General features: G+C 68.1%; 24 protein-coding genes and 1 tRNA gene. 12 read left to right on the top strand and 13 right to left on the bottom strand.

The window, feature by feature from the left end; genetic code table 11:
* Positions 1 to 429, top strand: a 429-nt coding sequence (locus FFS72_RS21080; RefSeq protein WP_171018772.1) for an SWIM zinc finger family protein, incomplete at its 5' end; no start/stop codon positions are given.
* A gap of 153 nt (positions 430 to 582) precedes the next feature.
* Here FFS72_RS21080 and FFS72_RS21075 read toward each other — a convergent pair.
* The gene (locus FFS72_RS21075) at positions 583 to 831 is read right to left on the bottom strand and encodes a three-helix bundle dimerization domain-containing protein (protein WP_137875764.1); all 249 of its coding nucleotides are present in this window, start codon (positions 829 to 831) and stop codon (positions 583 to 585) included.
* 256 nt (positions 832 to 1,087) lie between these two features.
* Here FFS72_RS21075 and FFS72_RS21070 point away from each other — a divergent pair, with 256 nt between their 5' ends.
* A complete protein-coding gene (locus FFS72_RS21070; RefSeq protein WP_137875763.1) occupies positions 1,088 to 2,434 on the top strand; it encodes an APC family permease in 1,347 nt (448 codons plus the stop codon).
* A gap of 13 nt (positions 2,435 to 2,447) precedes the next feature.
* On the opposite strand, the gene FFS72_RS21065 is transcribed toward FFS72_RS21070, so the two are convergent.
* Positions 2,448 to 2,894, bottom strand: coding sequence for a hypothetical protein (locus tag FFS72_RS21065; RefSeq protein WP_137875762.1), 447 nt, complete (start codon positions 2,892 to 2,894; stop codon positions 2,448 to 2,450).
* Positions 2,891 to 4,342, bottom strand: a complete 1,452-nt coding sequence (gene gadC, locus FFS72_RS21060) for a glutamate/gamma-aminobutyrate antiporter GadC (protein WP_137875761.1) — start codon at positions 4,340 to 4,342, stop codon at positions 2,891 to 2,893. Before gadC ends, FFS72_RS21065 begins: the two co-directional genes overlap by 4 nt.
* 511 nt (positions 4,343 to 4,853) lie before the next feature.
* Between gadC and FFS72_RS21055 the strand changes: the two genes are divergently transcribed.
* From FFS72_RS21055 to FFS72_RS21035, 5 genes are read left to right on the top strand one after another with little or no spacing between them, the layout of a single operon-like run.
* Entirely contained in the window at positions 4,854 to 6,356 is a 1,503-nt protein-coding gene (locus FFS72_RS21055) for a CoA-acylating methylmalonate-semialdehyde dehydrogenase (RefSeq protein ID WP_137875760.1), read from the top strand.
* Between the two features lie 10 nt (positions 6,357 to 6,366).
* Positions 6,367 to 7,518 carry an acyl-CoA dehydrogenase family protein gene (locus FFS72_RS21050; RefSeq protein ID WP_137875759.1) on the top strand — a complete coding sequence of 384 codons (1,152 nt, stop codon included), beginning with the start codon at positions 6,367 to 6,369 and terminating at the stop codon, positions 7,516 to 7,518.
* Positions 7,515 to 8,588, top strand: coding sequence for an enoyl-CoA hydratase/isomerase family protein (locus tag FFS72_RS21045; protein ID WP_137875758.1), 1,074 nt, complete (start codon positions 7,515 to 7,517; stop codon positions 8,586 to 8,588). The genes FFS72_RS21050 and FFS72_RS21045 overlap by 4 nt, the downstream gene beginning before the upstream one ends.
* Positions 8,585 to 9,487, top strand: coding sequence for a 3-hydroxyisobutyrate dehydrogenase (mmsB, locus tag FFS72_RS21040; protein ID WP_137875757.1), 903 nt, complete (start codon positions 8,585 to 8,587; stop codon positions 9,485 to 9,487). The genes FFS72_RS21045 and mmsB overlap by 4 nt, the downstream gene beginning before the upstream one ends.
* Positions 9,484 to 10,260 carry an enoyl-CoA hydratase gene (locus FFS72_RS21035; protein WP_137875756.1) on the top strand — a complete coding sequence of 259 codons (777 nt, stop codon included), beginning with the start codon at positions 9,484 to 9,486 and terminating at the stop codon, positions 10,258 to 10,260. The genes mmsB and FFS72_RS21035 overlap by 4 nt, the downstream gene beginning before the upstream one ends.
* Positions 10,261 to 10,378: 118 nt before the next feature.
* Here FFS72_RS21035 and FFS72_RS21030 read toward each other — a convergent pair whose 3' ends face one another.
* The gene (locus FFS72_RS21030) at positions 10,379 to 11,536 is read right to left on the bottom strand and encodes an acyl-CoA dehydrogenase family protein (RefSeq protein ID WP_137875767.1); all 1,158 of its coding nucleotides are present in this window, start codon (positions 11,534 to 11,536) and stop codon (positions 10,379 to 10,381) included.
* 300 nt (positions 11,537 to 11,836) lie between these two features.
* Here FFS72_RS21030 and FFS72_RS21025 point away from each other — a divergent pair, with 300 nt between their 5' ends.
* The 3 genes from FFS72_RS21025 to FFS72_RS21015 all read left to right on the top strand — a co-directional run bounded on the left by FFS72_RS21025 (position 11,837) and on the right by FFS72_RS21015 (position 16,134).
* Positions 11,837 to 13,183 carry an MFS transporter gene (locus FFS72_RS21025; RefSeq protein ID WP_137875755.1) on the top strand — a complete coding sequence of 449 codons (1,347 nt, stop codon included), beginning with the start codon at positions 11,837 to 11,839 and terminating at the stop codon, positions 13,181 to 13,183.
* 123 nt (positions 13,184 to 13,306) lie between these two features.
* The gene (locus FFS72_RS21020) at positions 13,307 to 14,437 is read left to right on the top strand and encodes a thiolase family protein (protein WP_137875754.1); all 1,131 of its coding nucleotides are present in this window, start codon (positions 13,307 to 13,309) and stop codon (positions 14,435 to 14,437) included.
* A gap of 32 nt (positions 14,438 to 14,469) precedes the next feature.
* Positions 14,470 to 16,134, top strand: coding sequence for a class I adenylate-forming enzyme family protein (locus FFS72_RS21015; protein WP_137875753.1), 1,665 nt, complete (start codon positions 14,470 to 14,472; stop codon positions 16,132 to 16,134).
* Positions 16,135 to 16,175: 41 nt separating this feature from the next.
* On the opposite strand, the gene FFS72_RS21010 is transcribed toward FFS72_RS21015, so the two are convergent.
* The 5 genes from FFS72_RS21010 to FFS72_RS20990 form a co-directional block, all read right to left on the bottom strand.
* A complete protein-coding gene (locus FFS72_RS21010; RefSeq protein WP_137875752.1) occupies positions 16,176 to 17,057 on the bottom strand; it encodes a LysR family transcriptional regulator in 882 nt (293 codons plus the stop codon).
* A gap of 3 nt (positions 17,058 to 17,060) precedes the next feature.
* Positions 17,061 to 17,936, bottom strand: coding sequence for a LysR family transcriptional regulator (locus FFS72_RS21005; protein WP_137875751.1), 876 nt, complete (start codon positions 17,934 to 17,936; stop codon positions 17,061 to 17,063).
* 50 nt (positions 17,937 to 17,986) lie between these two features.
* Entirely contained in the window at positions 17,987 to 19,045 is a 1,059-nt protein-coding gene (locus FFS72_RS21000) for an MBL fold metallo-hydrolase (protein ID WP_137875750.1), read from the bottom strand.
* On the bottom strand, positions 19,042 to 20,595 hold the full coding sequence (locus tag FFS72_RS20995; protein ID WP_137875749.1) for an AMP-binding protein: 1,554 nt from the start codon (positions 20,593 to 20,595) through the stop codon (positions 19,042 to 19,044). Before FFS72_RS20995 ends, FFS72_RS21000 begins: the two co-directional genes overlap by 4 nt.
* A gap of 134 nt (positions 20,596 to 20,729) precedes the next feature.
* Entirely contained in the window at positions 20,730 to 21,260 is a 531-nt protein-coding gene (locus FFS72_RS20990) for a MarR family winged helix-turn-helix transcriptional regulator (RefSeq protein ID WP_050063325.1), read from the bottom strand.
* Positions 21,261 to 21,315: 55 nt separating this feature from the next.
* On the opposite strand from FFS72_RS20990, the gene FFS72_RS20985 reads away from it, so the two are divergent.
* Together FFS72_RS20985 and FFS72_RS20980 are read left to right on the top strand one after the other, a co-directional pair.
* Positions 21,316 to 22,497, top strand: a complete 1,182-nt coding sequence (locus FFS72_RS20985; protein ID WP_249353434.1) for an MFS transporter — start codon at positions 21,316 to 21,318, stop codon at positions 22,495 to 22,497.
* 66 nt (positions 22,498 to 22,563) lie between these two features.
* Positions 22,564 to 22,634 (top strand) — tRNA-Cys (locus tag FFS72_RS20980).
* Positions 22,635 to 22,682: 48 nt separating this feature from the next.
* Here FFS72_RS20980 and bfr read toward each other — a convergent pair.
* The 4 genes from bfr to FFS72_RS20960 all read right to left on the bottom strand — a co-directional run bounded on the left by bfr (position 22,683) and on the right by FFS72_RS20960 (position 25,594).
* Positions 22,683 to 23,168: a bacterioferritin gene (gene bfr, locus FFS72_RS20975; protein WP_050063326.1), complete on the bottom strand. Its 486-nt coding sequence runs from the start codon at positions 23,166 to 23,168 to the stop codon at positions 22,683 to 22,685.
* A gap of 105 nt (positions 23,169 to 23,273) precedes the next feature.
* A complete protein-coding gene (locus tag FFS72_RS20970; RefSeq protein ID WP_137875747.1) occupies positions 23,274 to 23,477 on the bottom strand; it encodes a (2Fe-2S)-binding protein in 204 nt (67 codons plus the stop codon).
* 174 nt (positions 23,478 to 23,651) lie between these two features.
* Positions 23,652 to 24,797, bottom strand: coding sequence for a sulfotransferase family protein (locus FFS72_RS20965; RefSeq protein WP_137875746.1), 1,146 nt, complete (start codon positions 24,795 to 24,797; stop codon positions 23,652 to 23,654).
* 14 nt (positions 24,798 to 24,811) lie between these two features.
* Positions 24,812 to 25,594 carry an SDR family oxidoreductase gene (locus FFS72_RS20960; RefSeq protein WP_050063329.1) on the bottom strand — a complete coding sequence of 261 codons (783 nt, stop codon included), beginning with the start codon at positions 25,592 to 25,594 and terminating at the stop codon, positions 24,812 to 24,814.
* Positions 25,595 to 25,623: the final 29 nt, after the last annotated feature.

Raw genomic sequence — 25,623 nt, 5'->3', positions numbered from 1 at the left:
GTCGCGGGCGGCACGATGCCCCTCGAACTCGGCGAGCTCCTGCTGCCGTCCGGTCCGTCGGACGTCGACTTCGGCTGCACGTGCCCCGACGAAGGCTGGCCGTGCAGGCATGCGGCGGCGCTGGTCACGGTCATCGCGGATCGGTTGGAGGACGATCCGACACTGCTGCTCACCCTGCGGGGCATCGACCTCGACACCCTGATCGGCGGGGTGGACCAGGGCGTCGAGGTCGACGACGACACGGCGGACTGGTTCGGCGACGACGCCGTGCTCCCCGCACTGCCGCGGCCCGCGGTCGTGCCGGCGACGCAGGACCTCAACCCGGTGCACCTGCGTGCCGCGCTGCGGGCGATCACCCCCGACGAGGACGCGGCCCGCCGCGCCGTCAGCGACCTCGACGCGCTGTATCGGGCGCTGGCCGGCGAGTAGGCGGGGCGGGGCTGCTCGCGCCGTCACGGATCCGGTCGATCCGGGCTGGACTCCCGAGGTGTGGGTGCCGACCATCGCGACGACCTGGGTGCAGCATGCTGCGCGGCAACCCACGTGGACGAGCTGCTCCGGCGCGTCAGGGGAATTCCGGCGTCAGGACGGGACGGGAGTCTGCTGGCGCCCGGTCTCGAGTTGCACCGTGGACGTCTGGGGTTCGGTCAGGGCCTTGCGAGCGGCCTTCTCGACCAGGAGTGGGATGTAGTCGCGGATGCGGCCACCGTCGAGTCGTCTGTAGATCGCCAACACCGTGTGCTCGACGGTATCGGGCGCAAGCTCGGGGTACCGGGCAATCATCCGGCCGATGATCCGCTCGATCTCGATCATCTCGTTGTCGCCCGTCATCATCTCATGGTCCGCGGCAGGCAAGGGGGGGTCAAGAACGAAACGGTCTCGACAACAGGACATTTGATCAACCGCGCCGGACAATGATTGGGCACGTGAGGGGGTCGTGCACGGGACCGATCGGTCCTGGGGAAGGGGACGGGTCCGGTCGCCACGGTGACGCGTCGATCGGCCCGCCTGCTTCGACAGCCGCTGCCGCGAAAGATCCGCCGAAGTTCGGCCCACGCTTGAGTGGGAACAGGGAAAAATGATGGGTATGGACAGTCAGGGTTCCAATGGGCCTGGCGGCATCGGCGACGGGGCCGGTCGTCTCGGCGGTCGAGAGGCGAGTGATGCGTCGAAGGCGATGACCGTCCGCGGCGCCGCGTTCCTCGGCGTCGGCTCGATGGTCGGTGCCGGGATCTTCGCTCTCCTCGGGGAAGCCGGAGCCGTGGCCGGGTCCGCGGTGTGGGTCTCGTTTCTCGTCGCGGGGATCGTGGCGACCCTCCAGGGATACGCCGTGGCGAAGCTCGGTGCGCGGTATCCGTCCTCGGGCGGCGTCGTGACCTTCCTGCTGCAGGCCTACGGTCGCGGTCACACCACTGCGATCGCTTCGTGGCTGCTCTACTTCGCCGCCGTCATCGTCACCGCCATGGTTGCCGTGTCGTTCGGCAGTTATGGCACTGCGCTCCTCTTCGACGACTCCGTCGCGTGGAGCAGGATCCTCACCGTTGCGGTTGTCCTCGTTGTGGCTGCGGTCAACATCTTCGGCGCGAAACTCCTCGACCGTGTCCAGACAACGATCGTCGTGCTTCTGCTGGCGGTGTTCGCGGTCTTCGTCGTCGTCACGCTCGCGCAGGTCGATCCTGCTCTGCTGGCCCGCTCCACGTATCCGCCGGCGGTGGACATCGTCTCGAGCGTCGCGCTGACCTTCTTCGCCTACCTCGGCTTCACCGTGGTCAGCTTCACCGGCGGCGACCTGCCGAATCCGAGCCGGAACCTGCCGCGCGCAATGTACCTGGCGCTGGGTATCACCATCGCCCTCTACGTCCTGATCTCGATCGGCGTGTTCGGCACACTGACGGTGGACGAGGTGATCGCCAACGGTGAGACCGCCCTCGCCGTCGCGGCCAAGCCCGCGCTCGGAGACGCCGGGTTCGCCATCATGGCCTTCGCAGCGCTCCTCGCGACCTCGTCCTCGGCGAATGCCAACCTCTACGCGGCGGTCGGGTCGACCGCCAAACTTGCCGAGTCCGGTTCGTTCCCACCGGTATTCGGCAGGTCTGTTCGGATCGGAGGCACGGGCGGGCTGGTCATCACGGCCGCGCTGATCCTGCTCTTGTCCCTGTTCGTCGATCTGACGGCGATCGCGTCGCTCGGCAGTGTGGTGGCCCTGGCGATCTTCATGGTGACGTCGATCGGCGCATTCCGGCTCAGGAAGGACATCGGGGCCAACACGTCGATCCTGGTCGTGGGCATCGTGCTGACCGCCGTCGTCCTCGCCGTGTTCGCGGTCCAGACCCTGCGGACGTCGCCGCAGACGTTCGCGGGCATGGTGGCGATCCTGGCATTGGCTGCGATCCTCGAACTGGTCTGGGATCGGCTACGAGCGCGCCGCGCATGACCGCTCTGCTCGCTCAGTTCTTCACGACGCCTGCGGTCTTGAGTTCGTCGACGTACTGCTGAAAATCTGCGAGCTCGTCGGGACAGTAGGTCTTGATCACGAGAAGCTGTCCCTGCAGCAATCGGCTGTCGGCGATGACCGGGCGGGTTCCGGGTCCGCCCGAGCCGTTGGCCAGCTGCGCCGCCAGCGTGGCTCGCGACAGGGACCCATTCGGGTTCTCGCACACCGCACCGCCGTCGTCCCCGAGCACTCGGATGATCTGATCGTGTGAAGGAGCGGTCAGGCCTGCCGCCTGGAGTTCGGAGGTGAGCTGGTCCGCCTTTTCCTCGGCCTGCCGAGAGGAATCCGCTGCGCTGTAGGTCAGCAACGCGATGATCAGCAGGACGAGGATGATGACGCCGACCGAGATGTACAGCGTTGCCCGCTCGCTGGGTGGCGAGAATTCGGTGTCGGTGGTCATGACGGGCTACCTTCCGTCGACTCGGCTTGCTTCCAGGACGGCTTGCGCAGTCGGTAGAACAGGAACGGCACCAGGAGGCCGAGCCCCAGAGCGCCTGCTGCGACGAACAGGAAGTAAACCCCCGCATTGCCGCCGCCGAACTGGGAGGGCGGAACGAATCCGATGAGCAGTGCGGCCAGGGACGCCGCGAACCCGACTCCGCAGAGCCCGACGAGCATCGGGGCCCGGTAGCCGCGCGGGTGGTCGGGGAACTTGCGGCGGAGTCGGACGGCGGCGACGAACATGAGCAGGTACATGATCAGGTACACCTGCGTGGTGATCACCGAGAAGATCCAGTACGCGCTCGACACGTCGGGGATGAAGGCATACAGCAGCGCGATGACGGTGGTGACGAGCCCCTGCGTGACGAGGATGTTCTGCTGCACACCCTGCTTGTTGACCCGCTGAAGGAACGGTGGCAGATAGCCTTCCTGCCGGGAGATGAGCAGCAGGCCCTTCGACGGCCCGGCGAGCCAGGTCAGCATTCCTCCGAGCGAGGCCGTCACCAGCATGATGCCGATCACCGGAGTGAGCCACTGCCAGCCGAATTGGGCGAACACCGCGTCGAACGCCTGCATCACTCCTGCGGTCAGGGACAGTTGCTCGGCCGGGACGACCCAGCTGATGGCAAGTGCGGGCAGGATGAAGATCAGCAGCACCAATCCCATCGCGAAGAACATCGCCCGGGGGAACTGCTTGGCCGGATTCCGCAGCGACGAGACGTGCACCGCGTTCATCTCCATGCCCGAGTAGGACAAGAAGTTGTTCACGATCAGGACCAGGCTGGCGATTCCCGCCCAGGCGGGCAGCAGGTTGTCCGAGGTCATCGGTGCTGCCGACGGGTTTCCCTGTCCGAGGAAGACGATGCCGAGGATGACCAGCAGTGCCCCGGGAACGAGGGTGCCGATGATCAGCCCGCCGCTGGCCAGCCCGGCCACCCCCTTCGTTCCGCGGGAGGAGATGAACACACCAGCCCAGTAGGCGATCATGATGACCAACGCGGTCCACACGCCGTTGTTCGCCAGACTCGGGTTGATGACGTACGCGAGGGTGCTCGCGACGTATCCGAGCAGGCTCGGGTAGTAGAAGATCGTCATCGCGAACTGGCACCACACGGCCAGGAAGCCCATGGGCTTGGAGATTCCGAGGGCGACCCAGTTGTAGACACCGCCGCTCCAGCCCGAGGCCAACTCCGCCGAGACCAGTGAGGTGGGGAGCAGGAAGACGATCGCCGGCACCACGTACAGGAAGACGCAGGCGAGTCCGTAGACCGCCATCGTCGGGGACGGCCGAAGGCTGGCAACCGAACTCGTCGTCATGAGCGCCAGGGCGATCCACGAAATCCATGTCACGGCGGGCGGTCGACCACCGGTGGGGACCGACTCCGACGGAACCTGAGTGTCACTCATCCCGATCACCCTCTTTGCGATGGGATCGTCCCGAGATCGGCATCCGGCCGCGGCCACTGCACCCGGGGGAGATGCGCCGAGACCCGGGATGGAGGCTGGGTCGTGCCATGTCGAAACAGGTTCTCGTCACTGTCTTGACCTTTCACCGACGACACGAGCGAAACACGTCGAACGGCACTCGCCGCCTCGCGGAGCGGCGAACAACCCGGATCAGCCTCGACATTTTCCCACCCCGCAGGCGACACGCGCGACGGAAACACTGCCGCGATCCGGTTTCGATTCGGTGAACGTGACGCGTTGAGTGCGGGCACGGGTTCTCGCCGTGATCGGAGGCCGGTGGGGCCGTGCGATGGACTGCGGAGGGCCCGCCGACTCCGGTCGCAGGGGACTCGCCCCCTAGACATACATGGACATCCAACTATAGGATGAGCGACATATTCGAGACGTTCAGCCGTGCCCGGGACCGGGCGCGGAGTCCGCAGTTGGTCTTCGATCGGTCAGGACAGGAAAAATGGTTCAGGAACTCACCCACTTCGTCGACGGCAAGCGCGTCCCCGGCACTTCCGGCAAGTTCGGCGACGTCTACGACCCCAACACCGGTCAGGTTCAGGCCCGCGTGCCGCTCGCGGACAAGGCCGAGACCGAGGCCATCATCGCCAACGCGGAAGCCGCGCAGCGCGAGTGGGCGGCATTCAACCCGCAGAAGCGCGCCCGCGTGCTGATGAAGTTCCTGCAGCTCGCGCAGGCGGAGATGGACTCGCTCGCACGACTGCTCTCGTCCGAGCACGGCAAGACCGTCCCCGACGCCAAGGGCGACATCCAGCGCGGCCTCGAGGTCATCGAATTCGCGCTCGGCGCACCGCACCTGCTCAAGGGCGAGTACACCGAGTCCGCGGGCACCGGCATCGACGTCTACTCGATGCGTCAGCCGCTCGGTGTCGTCGCGGGCATCACCCCGTTCAACTTCCCCGCGATGATCCCGCTGTGGAAGGCAGGCCCGGCCCTCGCGGCGGGCAACGCGTTCATCCTCAAGCCGTCCGAGCGCGACCCCTCCGTGCCGCTGCGTCTGGCCGAACTGTTCCTCGAGGCCGGACTGCCGCCGGGCGTCTTCAACGTCGTCAACGGTGACAAGGAGGTCGTCGACGTCCTGCTGACCGACGACCGCATCAAGGCCGTCGGGTTCGTCGGCTCGACCCCGATCGCGCAGTACATCTACGAGACTGCGGCCGCCCACGGCAAGCGCGCGCAGTGCTTCGGCGGCGCGAAGAACCACGCCATCGTCATGCCCGACGCCGACCTCGACGACGTCGCCGACGCCCTGATCGGTGCCGGCTACGGCTCCGCCGGTGAGCGCTGCATGGCGATCTCGGTCGCCGTCCCCGTCGGTCAGGAGACCGCCGACGCGCTGGTCGCGAAGCTCACCGAGCGGGTCGCGGGCCTGAAGATCGGGCGCTCCGACGACGAGGCCGCAGACTTCGGTCCGCTGGTCAGCAAGGACGCCCTCGACCGGGTGAACAGCTACATCCAGATCGGTATCGACGAGGGCGCCGAGGCAGTCGTCGACGGCCGCGGGTTCACCCTCGACGGCCACGAGGACGGCTTCTTCGCGGGCGCGACCCTGTTCGACAAGGTCACCACCGACATGCGTGTCTACAAGGAGGAGATCTTCGGTCCCGTCCTGCTCGTCGCCCGCGCCGCGGACTACGAGGAGGCGCTGCGCCTGCCGACCGAGCACGAGTACGGCAACGGCGTCGCGATCTTCACCCGCGACGGCGACACCGCCCGCGACTTCGTCGCCCGCGTCAATGTCGGCATGGTCGGCGTCAACGTCCCGATCCCGGTCCCGATCGCGTACCACACGTTCGGCGGCTGGAAGCGGTCCGGATTCGGTGACCTCAACCAGCACGGCCCGGACTCGTTCCGCTTCTACACCAAGACCAAGACGGTCACGCAGCGCTGGCCCTCGGGCAAGAAGGAAGAGACCAACCACTTCGTCATCCCGACGATGAACTAGGGGCGAATCGATGTTCACCCTCACCGACGACGAGCGGGCGATCAGCGACACCGCCCGCGACTTCGCCGACGAGTACCTGGCTCCCAACGCCATCGAGTGGGACCAGACCAAGCACTTCCCGGTGGACGTGCTGCGCAAGGCCGCCGCGCTCGGCATGGGCGGCATCTACATCCGCGAGGACGTGGGCGGCTCGGGTCTGCGGCGGCTCGACTCGGTTCGCATCTTCGAGCAGCTCGCGACCGGTGACCCGTCGATCGCCGCGTACATCTCCATCCACAACATGGTGGCGTGGATGATCGACACCTACGGCACCGACGAGCAGCGCCACCAGTGGCTGCCCGACCTGTGCTCGATGGAACGGCTCGGCAGCTACTGCCTGACCGAGCCGGGAGCCGGATCGGACGCCGCGGCCCTGTCGACGAAGGCGGTCCGCGACGGCGACGACTATCTGCTCACCGGTGTCAAGCAGTTCATCTCCGGTGCGGGCGCCTCCGACGTGTACGTGGTCATGGCGCGGACCGGGGACTCCGGTGCGCGCGGGGTGTCGGCGTTCATCGTTCCGAAGGACTCCGACGGACTCTCGTTCGGCGCGAACGAGAAGAAGATGGGCTGGAACGCCCAGCCGACACGCCAGGTGATCATGGACGCCGTCCGGGTGCCCGCGGCGAACCTGCTCGGCGGTGAGGGCAACGGATTCCGCATCGCGATGGCGGGGCTCAACGGCGGTCGTCTCAACATCGCGGCGTGCTCGGTGGGCGGTGCGCAGGCGGCACTGGAGAAGGCCGTCGCGTATCTCGGTGAGCGTCGCGCGTTCGGTGCGCCGCTGGTGAATTCGCAGGCTCTTCAGTTCCAGCTCGCGGACATGCGCACCGAGCTCGAAGCGGCCCGCACCCTGCTGTGGCGGGCGGCGGACGCGCTCGACTCCGACGCCGCGGACAAGGTCGAACTGTGTGCGATGGCGAAGCGATTCGCCACCGACACCGGTTTCGAGGTCGCGAACCGGGGCCTGCAGATGCACGGTGGCTACGGCTACCTTTCCGAGTACGGTCTGGAGAAGATCGTCCGGGATCTGCGTGTGCACCAGATCCTCGAGGGCACGAACGAAATCATGCGGGTGGTCATCGCCCGCAGTGTCATTGCGGGAAAGGGTGGAACCGTATGAGCCAGGCCGACGAACAGGAAGTTCTCGTCACACGGTCCGGTGGGGTCGGGCGACTGACCCTGAACCGGCCGAAGGCGATCAACGCCCTCAACCACGCGATGGTGCGGACGATGGCCGCTGCGCTCCTCGAGTGGGAGGCGGATCCCACCGTCACGGCCGTCGTCGTCGACGGTGCCGGCGAGCGCGGACTGTGCGCGGGCGGCGACATCGTCGCGATCCACGACGACGCCAAGTTCGGCGGCACCGGGTCGCGCGAGTTCTGGCGTGACGAGTACGTCCTCAACGCCGCGATCGGCCGGTACCCGAAGGCGTACGTCGCGATCATGGACGGCATCGTCATGGGCGGTGGTGTCGGCATCTCCGCGCACGGCAGTGTCCGCGTCGTCACCGAGCGGTCGACGATCGCGATGCCGGAGACGGGCATCGGCTTCGTGCCCGACGTCGGCGGCACTCACCTGCTCTCTCGCACGCCCGGCGAGATCGGCACCCACATCGCCCTGACGACCGGGCGACTGAACGCGGGTGACGCGATCGCGCTCGGCTTCGCCGACCACTTCGTGCCGTCCGAGTCGCTGCCGGAGTTCGTGGCCGCGCTCGCGTCCGTCTCGGTCGAGGACGCTCTCGCCCGGTTCGCCCAGCCCGCACCCGAATCGCCGCTGCTCGCGCAGCGGTCCTGGATCGACGCGGCGTACTCCGCCGACACCGTCGAGGAGATCGTCGCCCGGTTGCAGGCCGCCGACGTGCCGGAGGCCGCGAAGGCCGCCGACCAGATCCTCGGCAAGTCGCCGGTCGCGCTCAAGGTCACGCTGCGCTCGCTCCGTCAGGCACGGGAACTCGGCAGCCTCGAAGAGGTACTCAACGAGGAGTTCCGGGTCTCCGTCGCCGCTCTCGCATCCCACGACCTGGTCGAGGGCATCCGGGCGCAGGTCATCGACAAGGACCGCAACCCGCAGTGGGCACCCGCCACCCTGGCCGATGTCACCGCGGCCGACGTGGACCGCTACTTCCAGCCGCTCGGCGACCTCGACCTCGGGCTCGCCGCACCCGACCTCGAAGGGGTCCGACCATGAGCACACTTCCCACCGTCGCGTTCCTCGGTCTCGGCCACATGGGTGGCCCGATGGCCGCGAACCTGGTCAAGGCGGGCTACGACGTCACCGGGTTCGATCCCGTCCCCGCGGCACAGGAACAGGCGTTCAAGGACGGACTCACCGTCGCCGACACCGCCGTCGCCGCCGTCGCGGATGCCGACGTGGTGATCACGATGCTGCCGAACGGCAAACTGGTCCTCGACCTCTACGGTGAGATCCTGCCGTTGGCCAAGGCGAACACTCTGTTCGTGGACAGCTCGACCATCGACGTGGCTGACGCCAAGGCCGCCGCGGACAAGGCGCACGCGGCCGGGCACAGGGCCGTCGACGCACCCGTTTCGGGCGGTGTCGCGGGTGCGGCTGCGGGCACGTTGGCGTTCATGGTCGGCGGCAGCGAGGCCGACTTCGACTCCGCCAGGCCCCTGCTCGACGTCATGGGCGCGAAGGTCGTGCACTGCGGTGGTTCCGGTGTCGGGCAGGCCGCGAAGATCTGCAACAACATGATCCTCGGCATCTCGATGATCGCCGTGAGCGAGGCGTTCGTGCTCGGCGAGAAGCTGGGTCTGACGAACCAGGCGCTCTTCGACGTCGCGTCCAACGCGTCCGGTCAGTGCTGGTCCCTGACCAGCTACTGCCCCGTGCCCGGGCCGCTGCCGACCAGCCCCGCCAACAACGACTACCAGCCGGGCTTCGCGGCTGCGCTGATGGACAAGGACCTCGGCCTGGCGTCGAACGCGCTGCGTGCCAACGGGGTCGAGGACGGCCTCGGTCTGCGTGCGGCCGAGCTCTATCACCGCTTCAACACCGAAGGCAATGGGGGACTGGACTTCTCCGCCATCGTCAACGACATCCGCACCCGATCCGAGGGAAACAAGTGAGCGAGTACGAAACCATCCTGACCGAGCGAAAGGGTCGCGTCGGCGTCGTCACGCTGAACCGGCCGAAGGCGCTCAACGCGCTGAACAGCCAGTTGATGGCCGAGGTGGTCGCCGCGGTCGAGGCGTTCGACGCGGACACCGAGATCGGCGCGATCCTGCTCACCGGGTCGGAGCGGGCCTTCGCGGCGGGCGCCGACATCAAGGAGATGCAGCCCAAGACCTTCGCCGAGGTCTACGCGGAAGATCTCTTCTCCCAGTGGGATCGTCTCTCGTCGGTACGCACCCCGATCATCGCCGCGGTGTCGGGCTACGCGCTCGGCGGCGGCTGTGAACTGGCGATGTTGTGCGACTTCATCATCGCCTCGGACACCGCCAAGTTCGGTCAGCCGGAGATCAAGCTCGGTGTCATCCCCGGCATCGGCGGATCGCAGCGCCTCACCCGCGCCGTCGGCAAGGCGAAGGCGATGGACCTGTGCCTGACCGGACGCAACATGGACGCCGAGGAAGCCGAGCGCGCCGGACTCGTCGCCCGCGTCGTTCCGGTCGCGGAACTGCAGACCGTTGCGCTGGAGGCCGCCACCACCATCGCGTCGATGTCGCTGCCGATCGCGCGGATGGCGAAGGAAGCCGTCAACCGGTCCTTCGAGACCACGCTGGCCGAGGGCGTGAAGTTCGAACGGCGCGTGTTCCATTCGACGTTCGCGACCGCCGACCAGAAGGAAGGCATGGCGGCGTTCGTCGAGAAGCGTGCCCCCAAGTTCGTGAACGGCTGACGTTCCTCTGCAGTACGCGACGAGGGTCCGCGGAGCGCTTGCTTCGCGGACCCTCGTCGCGTCCGGGCTCTCGGTTCGGGGTGCCCGGACAGCGCTGCCGCCGTTTCCGTACCACGGATCAGAGACCGAGATCCTTCGCGATGATCGTCTTCATGACCTCGCTGGTGCCGCCGAAGATCCGGGTGACCCGGGTGTCGGCGTAGAGGCGCGCGATCGGGTACTCGGTGACGTAGCCGTAGCCGCCGTGCAACTGCAGGCACTTGTCGATGACGCGTCCGGCGGCCTCCGTGCAGAACAGCTTCGCCTTCGCGGCGTCGGCGACGGTGAGTTCGCCGGCATCGTGCAGTTCGATGGCGCGGTCGACCATCAGCTGGATCGCCTGCACCTCGGTGGCACACTCGGCGAGCACGAACTTCGTGTTCTGGAACGCCGCCACCGGCTTGCCGAACACGGTGCGCTCCTTGACGTAAGCGATGGCGTGCGACATCGCGGCGGTCGCGGTGGCCGCCGCGCCGAACGCGATCGTCAGCCGTTCCTGCGCGAGGTTGTGCGTCAGGTACGAGAACGCGGCACCCTCCTCACCGAGCCGGTCGGTGACGGGAACCTTGACGTCGGTGAAGGACAGTTCGGCCGTGTCGGAGGTCTTGAGGCCGATCTTCTCGATCTTGCGGCCCACCGCGAAACCCTCGGACGCGGTGTCGACGACGAGGATCGTCAGGCCGGCGCGCCGGTCCTCGGGGGTGCTGGCCGCGGTACGGCACACCACCAGGATCCGGTCGGCGAGTGCGCCGCCGGTGATGAAGGTCTTTGCGCCGCTCAGGACGTAGTGGCTGCTGTCGTCGGACAGCTTCGCGGCCGTCGCGATGTTCGCGAGGTCCGACCCGGTGCCCGGCTCCGTCATCGCGATCGCGAACATCAGGTCGCCGGACGCGAATCCGGGGAGCCAACGCTGCTTCTGCTCCTCGGTCGCGTGCTCGACGAGGTACGGCAGGATCAGATTGCTGTGCACCGAGTAGCTGCCGAACGACGCTCCTGCGGCCGCAACCTCCTCCGCGACAACCACGTTGAACTTGATGCTCGCTTCGCCGCCACCGCCGTATTCCTCTGGGGTCTGGATGCCCAGGATGCCGAGATCGCCGAGGCGGCGGTAGAAGTCGCGCGGAGGGTGGCCGTCGACCTCCCAGTCGTGGTGAACGGGTACGACCTCCTTGGCGATGAACTCACGAATGGTCTTGCGGAATGCTTCGTGGTCCTCGCCGAAGATGGTTCGTTGCACGGGAATCTCCTGTTCGGGTCCGGGTGGTGCGGTGTCGCGGGGCGCGCTCGGCATCAGCATGCCTCGCGTGGTGTTCCGGTACCAGGACCGATCGGCTATGGCACTCATCGCGGTAGCCAATGACTGCGTCCGCCCATACCGGGTCTGCATAGGTTTCGGCTATCGAACGGTTCACCAAGTGCGGATTGCGGGAGTGATCTGGGTCACCTTGAATGGAGTGGTCGGCGAGTGTGGCGCCCACGCCGACCACCCCCACCTCCTCAGCGCGTCCGTCCACGTCCTCGACTTCGAAGGATTCTCGTGACAACAGGCAATCTGGCACCCGGTCGACCGGCCTCCTCCGTCGGCACCGCGGCCACCTCACTCGTCAGCAGCAAGCGGGCTTGGGGGATGACCGGACTGGTCGTCTTCCTCTACGTCGTCAACTACGCCGACAAGGCGGTGCTCGGCATCATCGCGCAGCCGCTGGCGCGCGAACTCGGCCTCACCTCGGCCCAGATCGGACTCGTCGGCTCACTGTTCTTCCTCACGTTCACGATCGGCGGCTTCCTCGCCGGACCGATGAACAAATACCTGACACTGCGGTGGGCGTTGCTCGTGCTCGGCGTCACGTGGTCCGTCGTGATGCTGCCGCTGGTGGTGTCGGCGAGCCTGGTCATGCTCATCGTCTGCCGCATGCTGCTCGGCCTCGCGGAAGGCCCGAGCTCGGCGCTCATGCACACGGCCACCTACTCGTGGCACGCGCCGGCCAAGCGCGGGCTCCCCGGTGCGTTCCTCGTCGGATCCGCGTCGGTCGCCAAGATCGCACTCGCCCCCGTTCTCGCCTACGTCACCGTCCAGTGGGGGTGGCGCGCGGCGATCGTCTCGCTGTCATTGCTCGGCGCGGCCTGGGTGGTGGTGTGGCTGACCGGGTGGTCCGAGGGGCCGTTCACCGCCAAGTCGATCAAGGCGGACGCGGAACCGGTGACCGAAGGTGAGCCGGTGACCGTCGAATCCGAACCGAGCGTTCCGTGGCGGTCCATCTTCGTCAGCGGAACATTCCTCAGCTGTGCCTTCCTGGTGATGGTCGTGTACGCGCTCACCACCGTGGTGCTGACGTGGCTGCCGTCGTACTTCGAGGTGGGTCTCGGCTACTCGGCGCTGCAGGCCGGCTCCATGTTCGCGCTGCCCTCGATCATCGGGCTGGTGCTGATGATCGTCTCCGGTGCCGTCACCGACCGAATGATCCAGCGCGGAGCGAAGTCCCGCGTCGTCCGCATCATCGTTCCCTGCGTCGGTGTGCTGATCTGCGGTGGCGTACTCACCATGCTCCCGATGATCGACGCGCCCATCGTGGCGGTGCTGACGCTGTCCGTCGGATACGGCTTCGGCGCGATCGTGTTCCCCCTCGTCAACGCCGCCATCTCAGAGCTGTGCCCGCCGCAGCAGATCGCGGGAACGATGGGCGTCTTCCTCGCGCTGATGGCGATCGGCGGCCTCGTCGCGCCGTACACGACGGGCATCGTCGTCGACAACGCCGCCTCGAAGGCCGACGGCTACGCGATGGCGTTCCAGTCGATCGGTGTTCTCGCGGCGATCGCCGCGGTCCTGGTGCTGGTCTTCGCGAACCCCGATCGCGACCGTGCCCGGATTCGCCACCTCGCCTGACCGACATAGTGTCCGGCTGTCGGTGGTATCCACCGAAAGTCTTTGTCCGACGGCCGGGCACGTGATCGACTCGAAGTCGAGGCCAGGTCAGGTCGGCCGTCCATTCCAGTTCTGGAGGTAGCCATGCGCGATGCCGTCATCGTCGATGCAGTCCGCACACCCATCGGCCGTCGGGGAGGCGCCCTTGCCGACGTTCATCCCGCCGACCTGTCGGCGCACGTCCTGACGGCGCTCGCCGCGCGCTCGGGGATCGACCCGCAACTCGTCGACGACGTCGTGTGGGGCTGCGTCAGTCAGACCGGTGAGCAGGCGGGCAACGTCGCCCGCACTGCGGTCCTCGCCGCGGGGTGGCCCGAGTCGGTGCCTGGCACCACCCTCACCCGGGCGTGCGGTTCCAGCCAGCAGGCGGTGTCGTTCGCCGCGGCGACCGTGATGTCCGGGCAGTACGACGTCGTGGTGGCAGGCGGTGTCGAGATGATGACGCGGGTCCCGATGGGCTCCGCCAGTAGGAACGGCGAGCACTTCCCGGCGTCGGTTCTGGACCGGTACGGCGTCGAGGGATTCAGCCAGGGCACCGGCGCCGAGATGATGGCCGAGAAGTGGGGGCTGTCGCGAACCGCGCTCGACGAGTACTCGTTGCGGTCGCACGAACTCGCCGACGCCGCGACGGCGGCCGGTGCGTTCGAGGCGCAGCTCGTGCCGATCGCCGGCCTCACGCAGGACGAGGGCATCCGCCGCGGCGGCACACTCGAATCTCTCGGCACGCTGCGAACCGTCTTCAAGGAGAACGGGGTGATCCACGCCGGGAACTCCTCGCAGATCTCCGACGGCGCCGGCGCACTGCTCATCACCACCAGCGAGTACGCGGCATCGCGGGGCTGGACGCCGATCGCACGCATCCACACCGCTGTCGTCGCGGGCGACGACCCCGTCATCATGCTCACCGGTCCGATCGCCGCGACGGCCAAGGCGCTGACGCGAGCCGGCCTCGGCATCGACGACATCGGTGCGTTCGAGGTGAACGAGGCGTTCGCGCCGGTCCCGATGGCGTGGCAGATCGAAACGGGCGCCGCCGCCGACCGGCTCAATCCCCTCGGTGGCGCGATCGCTGTTGGGCACCCGCTCGGCGGTTCCGGCGCCATCCTCATGGCGAGGCTGGCGCATCACATGCGGGACAACGGGATTCGCTACGGGCTCCAGACGATGTGCGAGGCGGGTGGACTGGCGAACGCGACGATCCTCGAACTGCTCTGACCGCACACTTCAGACAAGGAACGAATCACGCAATGGATGCGAACACCTTCGCCGGGCTCCACTTGACCTACCCGGATGTGTCGATGGCGGTGTGGGCACCGAGCATGGCGGCTGTCCACGGTGACCGCGCCGCCGTCGTCGACGGTGACCGATCCTGCTCGTACCGGGAGCTCGACGAGTGGTCCGCGCAGTTCGCCGGGGGCCTCGTCGCCGCCGGTGTGCAGGCAGGCGATGTCGTGTTGCTGCACCTGGGCAACGGGATCGAGTTCTTCGTCGCCTATTACGGAACGCTCCGTGCGGGGGCGACCGTCACGCTCGTCAACCCGTTGCAGCCCGAACCGGGGTTGCGCAGGCAGATCGAGGAGACGTCGGCGGTCGTCGCTGTCACGCAGCCGCCGCAGCTCGGCACGCTCCGGTCCGCGGCCGTGGGAACGACCGTCGGCACCGTCGTCCTGGTCGGGGGCTCGCCCGAGGACACGGGCGTCGGCATCATCGGCTTCGACCGGTTCCTCGACGGCCGCCAGACCGTGTTCACACCGGTGCGGGTGAGAGGCGACGACGTCGCCCACATCGCGTTCACCGGTGGCACCACCGGCATCTCCAAGGGGGTTCGGGTACTGCATCGCAACGTGGTCGCCAACGTCACCCAGATGTGTGGGTGGCGGGCCGGCCAGGCGGTGGTGCGCACCGACGGGGGCCTCGTCGACCTCCTGCCGATCCCCGACCTGGAGGTCCACGGGGTGACGCCGGGCGTCGGGAGCACGATCGTCGTGTCGCCGCTGTTCCACGCTCACGCGTTGATCAACGCGTCGTTCCTGCTGCTGTGCGGCGTCACCCAGGTGATGGCGGGCCGCTTCGATCCGGCCCGGATGCTCGAGCTGATCGAACGGCATCGGGCCAGCTACGTCACGGGTAGCCCCGCGATGTGGCACACCCTCGCCACGCACCCCGACGCCGCCCGTCGCGACACCACCTCGGTTCGCGTAGTCGCGTCGGGCGCCGCTCCCATCGACCGGGTGACCCTCGAAGCGCTGTCGGTGGCGTTTCCACAGGCCCGCGTCACCGAGGGCTACGGGTTGACCGAGGCCACGTGTGTCGTGACCGCCGCCCCGCTCGGCGTCGGCACCGCGTACCGGCTCGGCAGTGTGGGGCTGCCGGTGTTCGACACCGAGGTGCAGATCCGTGCCCAGGACGACCCGGGCACCGAGCTGGTCGCAGGCGAGCGCGGCGCGCTGTGGGTGCGCGGACCCCAGGTGACCGGCGGCTACCTGGGGCACCCCGAGATCACGGCGCAGCAGTTCGTGGACGGCTGGCTGGACACCGGCGACATCGCGTACCGGGACTCCGACGGCTACCTCTACATCTGCGATCGTGCGAAGGACATGCTGATCTACAAGGGCTACAACGTGTATCCGCGCGAGCTGGAGGAGATCCTGGCCACCCATCCGGCGGTGTCGACCGCGGCGGTGATCGGGCGCGGCGCAGGAGCGGTGGGGGAGGAGCCCGTCGCGTTCGTCGTCGCGGTGCCCGGTGTCGCGGTCGATGTCGCGGAGTTGATGGCGTTCGTGGCGCAACAGGTGCTGCCGTACAAGAAGATTCGCGACATCGTGGTGATCGATGCGCTGCCGACGTCGGCAGCGGGCAAGGTGCTCAAGACGGATCTGCGGGCGAGATTGCAGGAGACGGTCGCGCACTGACAGTGGACCGGTACCGGGCGCCGTCCGGTACCGGTCTCTTGTCAGAGATCGGGTGGTGCGGCGCGGACGAAGTCGACGAAGGCCCTGCCCACGGGCGAGAGGGTGGCCGGGTCGAACGCCAACGCGAACGCCCGGGTGAAGCTGGGGTCGCAGGGTCGCACCACTGCGCGGTCGCGGACCGACTCGGCAACACACCGCTCCATCAAGGACCCACCGACACCCGCCAGGACGAGCGGCAGTCGGGCCTCCCGGTGTTCGATCAGCACCGCCAGTGGCGGGCGAGCGCCGGCGTCGCGGATCGCCTCCTCGATGGTGTCGCCCAGTGACCCGCCGCGCGGTACGAACACCATCGGAATGTCCGGTAGCTCCGAGAGTTTCACCGCGCCCTCCGGAAGCCGTGTACCCGCCGGGTACACGAGCCAGAACTCCTGCTCGCCGAGTTCGACGACCTCGAGGCTGTCGTGGCCGTCGAAGGGCAGGTGCGCCACCACGAACTCGCTGTGCCCGTCCCGGATCACGGTCGCGGACGCGGATTCGTCCCGCAGCTCGGACAGCTGGACGGTCACCTTCGGGTGCTCGGCACGGAAGCGAGCCACCAGGTCGACGATCGTCCCGGTGGCGAGCGCGGGGAAGGCCATCACGTCGAGTCGGCCCGTGAGTTCCGCGGACCCGCCGGTGAGCGTGTCCCGCGCGGCGACGACGTCGCGCAGCACCTGCCGGCTCGGACCGACGAGGCTGCGTCCCGCCGCGGTGAGGACCATGCCCCGTCCGATGCGGTGGAACAATTGCACGCCGAGTTCACGTTCGAGCCCACGGAGCGACTGCGACACCGTCGGCTGCGCGACACCGAGCCCGGCGGCGGCGCCGTTGATGCCGTCGCGTTCGACGACGGCGAGGAAGTACTCGAGCTGGCGGAAGTCCACCGGTCACACCTCCAGGGGGCTGGCAGTGGACGTGGTGACGAAGGCCGCCGCCGCGGGCGACGGCTCGCCGGACCGCAGGACCAGGCCGATCGGCCTGCGCAGGGGAGGCTCGAAGGTCAGCAGTGCCACGTCGGCGGACTGCCCCTGCGGGATTCGGCTCGACGCGAAGATCGCCCCGGTGCCGCGCAGCATCAGCTCCGACGCCGCCATCGGGTGCGCGCAGTCCACCACGACGTTGGGTGCGCCGTCGCCGACGAGGGACCCGACCCGCATCGACGACGCCGTGTCGCTGAGGTCGACGATCAGTGGCACGTCTCGAATCCGTTCGCGGGGAAGAGGGTTCGGAAGTGCGGCGGCGATGTCGCGGTGCATGGCGAGGGCCAGTTCCTGCTCCGCGAGCGGGATGGTCACCATTCCCGGGTACTCGACCGACAGGTCCGTCACGCCCACTTCGGCCACACCGCGACGCAACGCGGTGTGCACCGCCGCGGGCCCTTCGGCGTCGACGACGTTCACCAGAATCCCCGGGTACCGCAAGCGGAATCGGCTGATGAGGTCGACGAGCGGGTCGAGGGAGAACGCGGAGTACGTCACCACGTCCACCCGCCCCGATTCCAGCTCGCGGACCGCGGCGACCGTCGCCTTCGCTCGATCCACGTCGGCGAGGATGCGTCTGGCGGCCACGTCGAGTCGTCTGCCGTCCTCCGTGAGTTCCAGCCGTCGTCCCGACCTGTCGAACAGGGTGGTGCCCAGTCGACGCTCGAGGGTGCGGATCGCCTGGGACAGTGACGGCTGCGAAATGTACAGGGACCGAGCGGCCTTCGTGATTCCACCGTGATCGACGACGGCGACGAAGTAGGTCACGAGGTGCAGGTCCACCCGGTCAGTCTACGGGCGTGCACGCCGCGGCCGGCTGCTCTCGTCCCCCGTCACGGTGCGGGAACGGGAGCCGCCGTGGTCCACCGGTCCGGGGCGCACCCGGTTCGGTGGACCTCGCCGCGATCCGCGAGGACGAGCAGATGGGCGTCGGTTTCGCGCACCGCGAGTCGGTGCAGCCGAGGGCGCATCTCGTCGAAGGGTCGCGACCAGGTGATCCGGGTGGTCACCTCCCAGGTGGTCGACTCCGGGTGTGCGTGCACATCCGCCAGGATCTCGGCGAACCGCTCCTCGTGATGTCCGAGCAGGCCGCGGGCCCGGTCCGCGAGACCGCTGAAACGGTATTCGTGCGCGGGAAGCACCTCGTGGTCGGGCAGGGTCGCCGTCGCGGCGAGCGAGAGCAGATAGCGGTGCAGTGGATGCTCCAACTCGCCTGGCACGGTGGAGATGTTCGGACTGATCCGCGGCAGCATGTGGTCACCGCTCAGGAGCACACCGGCCGCGTCGTCGACGAAGCACAGGTGCCCGGCCGTGTGGCCCGGCGTCCACAGCGCCCGCAGGTTCCATCCCGGCAGGCCGAGGGCGTCACCGTCCCCGAGGACGACGTCCACCGATTCGCCCGGACCGAACCGAACCAGGTCGACGGGGTCGGCGTCGATCACCGGACGCGGCGCTCCGAGGCGTGTGAGTTGCCGAGCCCAGGCCTCCTCGGTGTGCGACTGATCGGTCGGGGCGTGGTGCCCGAGCAGGGTCGCGTCCGCGGCGTGCATCGCCAGCGTCGCGCCACTGACCGCGCGCAGACGCGGTGCGAGCCCGAAGTGATCGGGATGCAGGTGTGTGATCGCCGCGTACCGCACCTCGGTGATGTCGTGCCCGGTCGCGCGGATGCCGTCGACGAGGGCCTGCCACGATTCCTCGGCATCCCACCCGACGTCGATCAGCGCCAGGCCCTCGTCGAGGGCGAGGGCGTAGACGAGCACGTACCGCAACGGGTTTCGCGGCATCGGCACGGGAATCGACCACAGTCCGGGGCGCACCTGCTCCACGGGCGGCAGGACACCCCGCAGCCACGATTCCCGCTGCGCGGTGCCGACCACGGCCGGGGCGGTCACGATCCGCTCCTGGCACCGAGGGATTCGCGCAGCGACTTCTTGAGTACCTTCCCGCTCGCATTGCGCGGCAGTGCGGTGACGAAATGGATGCGCCGCGGCTTCTTGTACGACGCCAGGCGAGCCGTCGTGAACGCGACGAGTTCGGCTTCCGTGGGAGACTTCTCGTCCTCGACCAGTCGCACCACGGCGGTCACCGACTCGCCCCAGCGCGCATCCGGCACCCCGACGACCGCGACCTCCGCCACCGCCGGATGCTCGGCGAGCACGGCCTCGACCTCGACGGGATACACGTTCTCGCCGCCGGTGATGATCATGTCCTTCACCCGGTCCGTCACGAACAGGTAGCCGTTCTCGTCGAGATGCCCGGCATCGCCGGTGCGCAGGAATCCGTCGTCGGTGAAGAGTCCGTCGTCGCCGCGCCGCCAGTAGCCGGCCACGTTGTTGCGGGACCGGCACACGATCTCGCCGGTCTCGCCTGCCGGCAGACGCTCGCCGGTGACCAGGTCGCGGATCTCGACCTCGGTCCCCGGCATCGCCCGGCCCGCCGAACGCAGCAGGCCCGCGCGGTCACCGGTCGGGTCGTGGTCCTCGACGGGCAGCGCCGTCACCGACCCCGTCGTCTCCGTCATCCCGTACCGCTGCACGAATCCGCATTTCAGGACGTCGATGGCCCGCCGGAGCAGCGCAGGCGTGATCGGCGAGGATCCGTAGGCGACGACCCGAAGGCTCGACAGGTCGTGGTCCGCGAGGTCGGGGAGGTCGAGGATCGCGGCGATCGTCGTCGGGACGAGAAACGCATGCGTGATGCGATGCCGCTCGATCAGGGCCGCGACGGCCGACGGCGAGAACTCGCCCAGCAGCACCACGTGTACCCCCGCGGACAGGCACGTGCTCAGGAAACCCGCGCCCGCGATGTGGAACAGCGGCATGGCGTCCAGCGCAACCGAATCGGCGCCGAAGTGATAGATCGTCAGGCCCTCGGGGTCGTTGTGCAGGTTGCGATGCGTCGACACAACACCTTTCGGACGACCCGTTGTCCCCGACGTGTACAGCTGCAGGACTTCGGCATCCAGATCGGAGCCGTGCCCGGGGTCGACGCCGTCGCCGGTCGCGACGAAGTCGCCCCAGGTGCGCGCCTCGGGCACCACATGGGGATCGGGTCCGAGGACCACCACCCGCAGCGTCGGCAACGCCGCGACGATCGCGCCGGCCGCGGCGGCGAACTCGGGGTCCGCGATCAGGACGTCGAGCTCGGCGTCGACCGCGATGGCGGCCGCCTCGTCGGGGTTCAGACGCCAGTTCAGTGGGACGAACACCAGCCCCGCCTTGGCGGAGGCGACGAACGTCTCGGCGCCCTCGACACCCATTCGGAGCAGGCCTCCGACCCGGCCCCGCGGCGCCGCGACGGACGCGAGCGCGGACGCGAGCCGGGTGGTGCTCGCGTCGAACTCGGCGTTCGTCAGGGTGCGATCGCCGTCGCTGACTGCCGGCGCGGTCGGTGCGTCCGCCGCGCGGGCGCGCACACGTTCGGGAAGATGCAGGCCGGTCACATCACGCTCCTCGTCGCTGACTGCGGAGCGCCACCGCGCCCGCACCCCAGTCGACCACCGGACCGTTGCCGTCGGCAAAGACGTGACGCCGCACGGATCGTTAGGGAGCGCCTATGTTCAGGCGGGAGGGTGGGTCACCACCTGGTGGGGGCGTCGCCGGTGTCGAAGTCGCCTGCGTCCCGGCGCAGTTCCGCGAGGATGCGAACCAGGGTGTCGAGCTTCTCCGCGGGCAGGCCGGGGTTCGCGAACACCTTGCTGTTCAGGAGTTCGGTGGCCTCGACCGCCAAATCCCGTCCCTCCTGGGTGATCTCGACCAGCGTGGCTCGCCGGTCACTGGGGTGGGGGACACGTCGGACCAGGCCGGCCTTCTCCAGCCGGTCGACCGCGTTCGTCACCGAGGTCGGGTGAACCTGCAGCCGCGCACTGGCCTTCGCCATCGGCAGGGCACCGGTCCGGGTGAAGGTCAGCAGGGCGAGCAATTCGTAGCGCGAGAATGTCAGCCCGGTCGGCTTGAGGACCTCCTCGACGCGGGCGATCATGATCTGCTGTGCGCGCATCACCGACGTCACGGCCGCCATGCCGTCGGCGACGTCGCCCCAGCCGTGAGCTTCCCACTGGCGGTGGGCTTCCTCGATGGGGTCGAGCGGCAACGGTTGTGACGGCATGCCCGCCATCATCCCACGAGGTCGCCGGGGTACCTTCCTTTGCGGAGGTAAGCAGTTGAGTGACACGCGTACGCCCTGGGCTCAGCACGCCCTGATCCAGGCCGTGTTCTTCCTGATGGGTGCGGAACTCTTTCTCGCGTCGCCGCTGCTGCCGACGATCTCCGCGGACTTCGGGACCACGATCGCGTCGACGGCCTGGGTGGTGACGGTGTTCGGCCTGGCCTACGCGGTCGCGAGCCCGGTGCTCGGGGCGCTCACCGAACACCTGCCCCGCAAGCGGGTGATCCTGGCCGGCGTCGCCGTGTTCGCGGTCGGGGAGATGCTGTGCGCGTTGTCGCCGGGACTCGGCTGGCTGCTCGCCGCCCGCGCCGTCGGCGGCATCGGGGGTGCGCTCGTCGGTCCGGCCATGTGGGCATACCTCGCCGAAACTGCGGCACCGCGGCAACGCGGTCGCGCCATCGCGGGCGGCACCGCAGCGTACGCGGGCGGACAGATCGTCGGGGTGCCGCTCGCGACGGTTGCCGCGGCAGCGCTGAGCTGGAGGTTCGCCTTCGCGGCCGTCGCGGTGGGACTCGTGGTGGCAGGCAGCCTGATCGCCTTGCGGCTGCGCGAATCGGTCCCGGCGGCCCGTACCCGGAAGAGTCCGTTCGCCGCGCTCGCGTCGTCGCTCACGCTGTGGCGGGTCGGGGTGTTCCGCACGATCATGGCCGGCAACTTCTTCGTCCAGGCCGCACGGCTCGGCACGTACGCCTACGCGGGTGCGCTGTTCTCCACCCGGTTCGGGTTCGGAACCAGCGTGCTCGGACTCGTCGGCATGGTCGTCGGGGTGGGGTCGCTCATCGGGTCGCTGGTGTCGGGGCCACTGATCGACCGATGGACCTCGGCCGGTCGGCACGTCTCGGTTCTCACCGTCGGCTGGGGTCTGCTCATGGCGGTCGGGCTCGGTGTCGCGACGACCGCCACAACATGGCAACTCGCGCTGGCCGGCTTCGTGCTGTCGTTCTTCTCCGGCACCGGCTTCTTCAGTACCGCGCAGGTGTACCTGACGACGGTGATGGCGGAACGCCGGGCGCCTGCGGTGTCGTGGAACAACTCGGTGCTCTACATCGGCACGGGCGCAGGTACCACGATCCTCGGATTCACGAGCCTCGGCAGCACCGCCTTCGCGGCCTGTTCGGTGGCGTTCGCGCTGCTCGCCGCCGGGTTCAGTGCGCTGCTCGCGACACATCGCAGCTGAGAGTTCGAATCACGCTGAGCGCAACCCTCGCGGCAGGCGCGGCGATCCGGCACTGTCATCGGTGATGCGGGTGTGGCTGAGTGGTCAGGCACCGGCCTGCAAAGCCGTTCACACGGGTTCGAATCCCGTCATCCGCTCGACGAGCCCGGCAGGTCACCGACCTGCCGGGCTCGAGTGGTCTCGAACTACCCTGCCGACGGGGGCTGGTCTACCAGTTGGGCCAGGTACAGCTGCTCACCGAGCTTGTCGATCAGTTCCAGCTGGGTTTCGAGGTAGTCGACGTGGTCCTCCTCCTCGGCGAGGATTCGCTCGAAGATGCCCGCCGTGGTGTGGTCGCCCTTCTCTCGGCACAGCGTGATGCCGGGGCGGAGCCGTTCGACGACCTCGACTTCGATCGCGAGGTCGGAGGTGAACTGCTCTCGGATGGTTTGGCCGATCCGGAGGGGGAGGATGCGCTGGTAGTTCGGCAGCGCCTCGAGCATGAGGATGCGGTCCGTGAGGATCTCCGCGTGCTGCATCTCCTCGAAGGACTCCTGACGAGTCTTCTCCGCAATCTTGGTGAGGCCCCAGTTCGCCTGCATCTTCGAATGAAGGAAGTACTGGTTGATGGCCGTGAGTTCGCTTGTCAGCTGCTCGTTGAGCAGAGCAATGACCTCGTCGTCGCCGCGCATGACACCTCCGATGGGGGTGGGCTGGAAGTCAAATCAGCCTAACCCTCACCGGGTGGTTTCACACGGTGTAATTCTCGCGCGCGTCGTCTCGGTCTGGTGTCGCTCCTAGGCGCTGATCGGTTCCGGGTTGCATTCCACGGCGGAATAGTGCTGTTCGATCATCGACTTGATGCGGTCGCGGCACAGGCCGCAGCCGCGCCCACGCCCCGCGCCGCAGCCCATCGCAACGTGCTTGGGCGTGCTCGCGCCGGCCGAGATGCACTGGTGCACCACTTCCTCGGTGGTGCCCTCACATACGCAGACGTACATCGTCGTGATCCTCCAACCCTGCTTCCTCAGGTGAGGCTACACTAATGACGGCGCACAGGGGAAGGCTAGGCTAACCCAATTTTTTGATCTTGAAACGGCGGCCACCGACGGGTGAGGGGAACCCTCGACCGGGCGGACCGGTCAAGGGTTCCCCTCACCTTCTGGCGGGTGGGATCAGACGCCGAAGCGCTCGTCCACTTCCTCGGCCGTGAGGCCGTACTCCTCGAGCGTGTAGCGGTGCACCGGCTTGCGGTCACCCGTCTGGGACTCCGCGTGCAGGGCCTCCATGTTCTGCTGCGCCGCCGAACTCAGCGACATCCCGAAGCTCGAGTAGATGCCCTCGACAGTGCCGAGCGGATCGGCGTGGAAGTCGCCGAAGTCGACGTCGACGAACTGCGCCGGGTCGTACTTCGAGCGCGCCGCGGTGAACGTCTCCAGTCCACGCGCCCACAGTTCGAGCTGACCGCGGCCGATCACGTCACCCTTGAAGGTGTTCGACCAGCCCTCGGTGGCCTGCTCCGCCAGGCTGCACGTCGACGCCATGATCGTCCTCGGCGGACGGTGGGTCTGGACGATCAACGCGTCCGGGTACACCGCCATCAACTCGTCGAGCGCGAACAGGTGGCTCGGGTTCTTGAGCACCCAGCGCCGATCCTGGTCGGGCAGGCCGATCAGCTGCAGGTTCTTCTTGTGCCGCGCGTAGGCGTTCGTCCAGTCCTGGCCTTCGAGCCACTTCGAGTACGTCGGCAGATTCGCCAGGCACTCGTACGAGACCGACTTGAACGTCTGCCGGAGCAACTGCCAGCACTCCTCGACCTCCGCGGCCGACATGTAGTGCACGCCCATGAACTCGGGATGCTCGATGTGGTGCTTGCTGAACTGCGACTCGATGCCCTGGAACACCGGGTTCGACTCCCAGGTGTCCCGCGGGGGTCGGGGCTGCGGCATCTCCGTCAGCCACATCTCCAGCCCCTGATGCGCAGGATCGACGGTGAGCAGGCGATGCAGGGCGGTGGTGCCGGTGCGGGGCAATCCGGTGACGAAGATCGGGCGTTCGATCGCGACGTCGGCGTGCTCGGGATTCGCCTTCCACGCCGCCTCGGACAGCAGTCGCGCGACGAGGGCGCCCCGCAGGAACACGCGGGAGATCTTGCTGCCGAACGGCGTCAGGTCCTCGTCCCGGGCGTACGAGTCGAGCAGGACTCCGAGGGCCTCGGTGTAGTCGTCGACGCCGAAGTCGGTCATGCCGGTCATCTTCGTGGCCGAGGCGTGCAGGTCCTCGACGGTGCCGACCGTGGTGCGTTCGGTGCTGTCTGTCATGTGTCCCGGATCCTCTAGTGGTGGAATTCGCCGCAGTTGACGTCGAGGCACTGCCCCGTCACGCCGCTCGCCATCGGGGACGCCAGGAAGATCACCGCATCCGACACCTCGTCGGTGGTGGGCAGGCGCTTGAGGTCGGTGCTCGCCGCGGTGTGCTCGTAGATCTGCTCGACGGTCGTGCCGTACTTGTTCGCCTGGTGCGCGAAGTACTGCTGCAGCGTGTCGCCCCAGATGTAGCCGGGTGCGACCGAGTTGATCCGAATGCCCTTGGGGCCCAATTCCGTCGCGAGCGACTGCGAGACCGAGAGCAGTGCGGACTTGGCCATCTTGTAGCTGCCGTAACGCTCCTGCGAGTGCCGCAGCACCATCGAGTTCACGTTCACCACGGCGCCCTTCGACGCTTCCAGCGCCGGGGTGAACAGCTGGATCATGCGCAGTGCGCCGAACACCGTCAGTTCGACCGCATCCCGCATGTGCTGGAAGTCGGTGCGCTCCAACGGCTTCATCGACGGAACCGAGAAGGCGTTGTTGATGAGCACGTCGGCCCGGCCGTACGCGTCTTCGGTGGCGGCGACGAGGTTCTCCACGGAGGCCTGGTCGGTGATGTCGGTGGCGACGGTCACCGCGCGGCGGCCGAGGTCGGCGACCTCCTTCGCGACCTCGTCCAGGCGCGACTGGGTGCGCGCCGCGAGCACCAGGTCGGCGCCCGCCTCGGCGCAGCGCAGCGCCAGCGTACGGCCGAGTGCCGGGCCGACACCGGAGATGACGACGATCTTGTCCTGCAGAAGTGAAGACATGCTTGTCCTTGTCTGGTTTCTGTCGAGTC

The sequence above is a fragment of the Rhodococcus sp. Q genome, from assembly GCF_005503035.1.
In the GTDB taxonomy this organism is placed as follows: Bacteria; Actinomycetota; Actinomycetes; order Mycobacteriales; family Mycobacteriaceae; genus Rhodococcus_G.
This window is presented reverse-complemented; position numbering and strand designations above follow the sequence as displayed.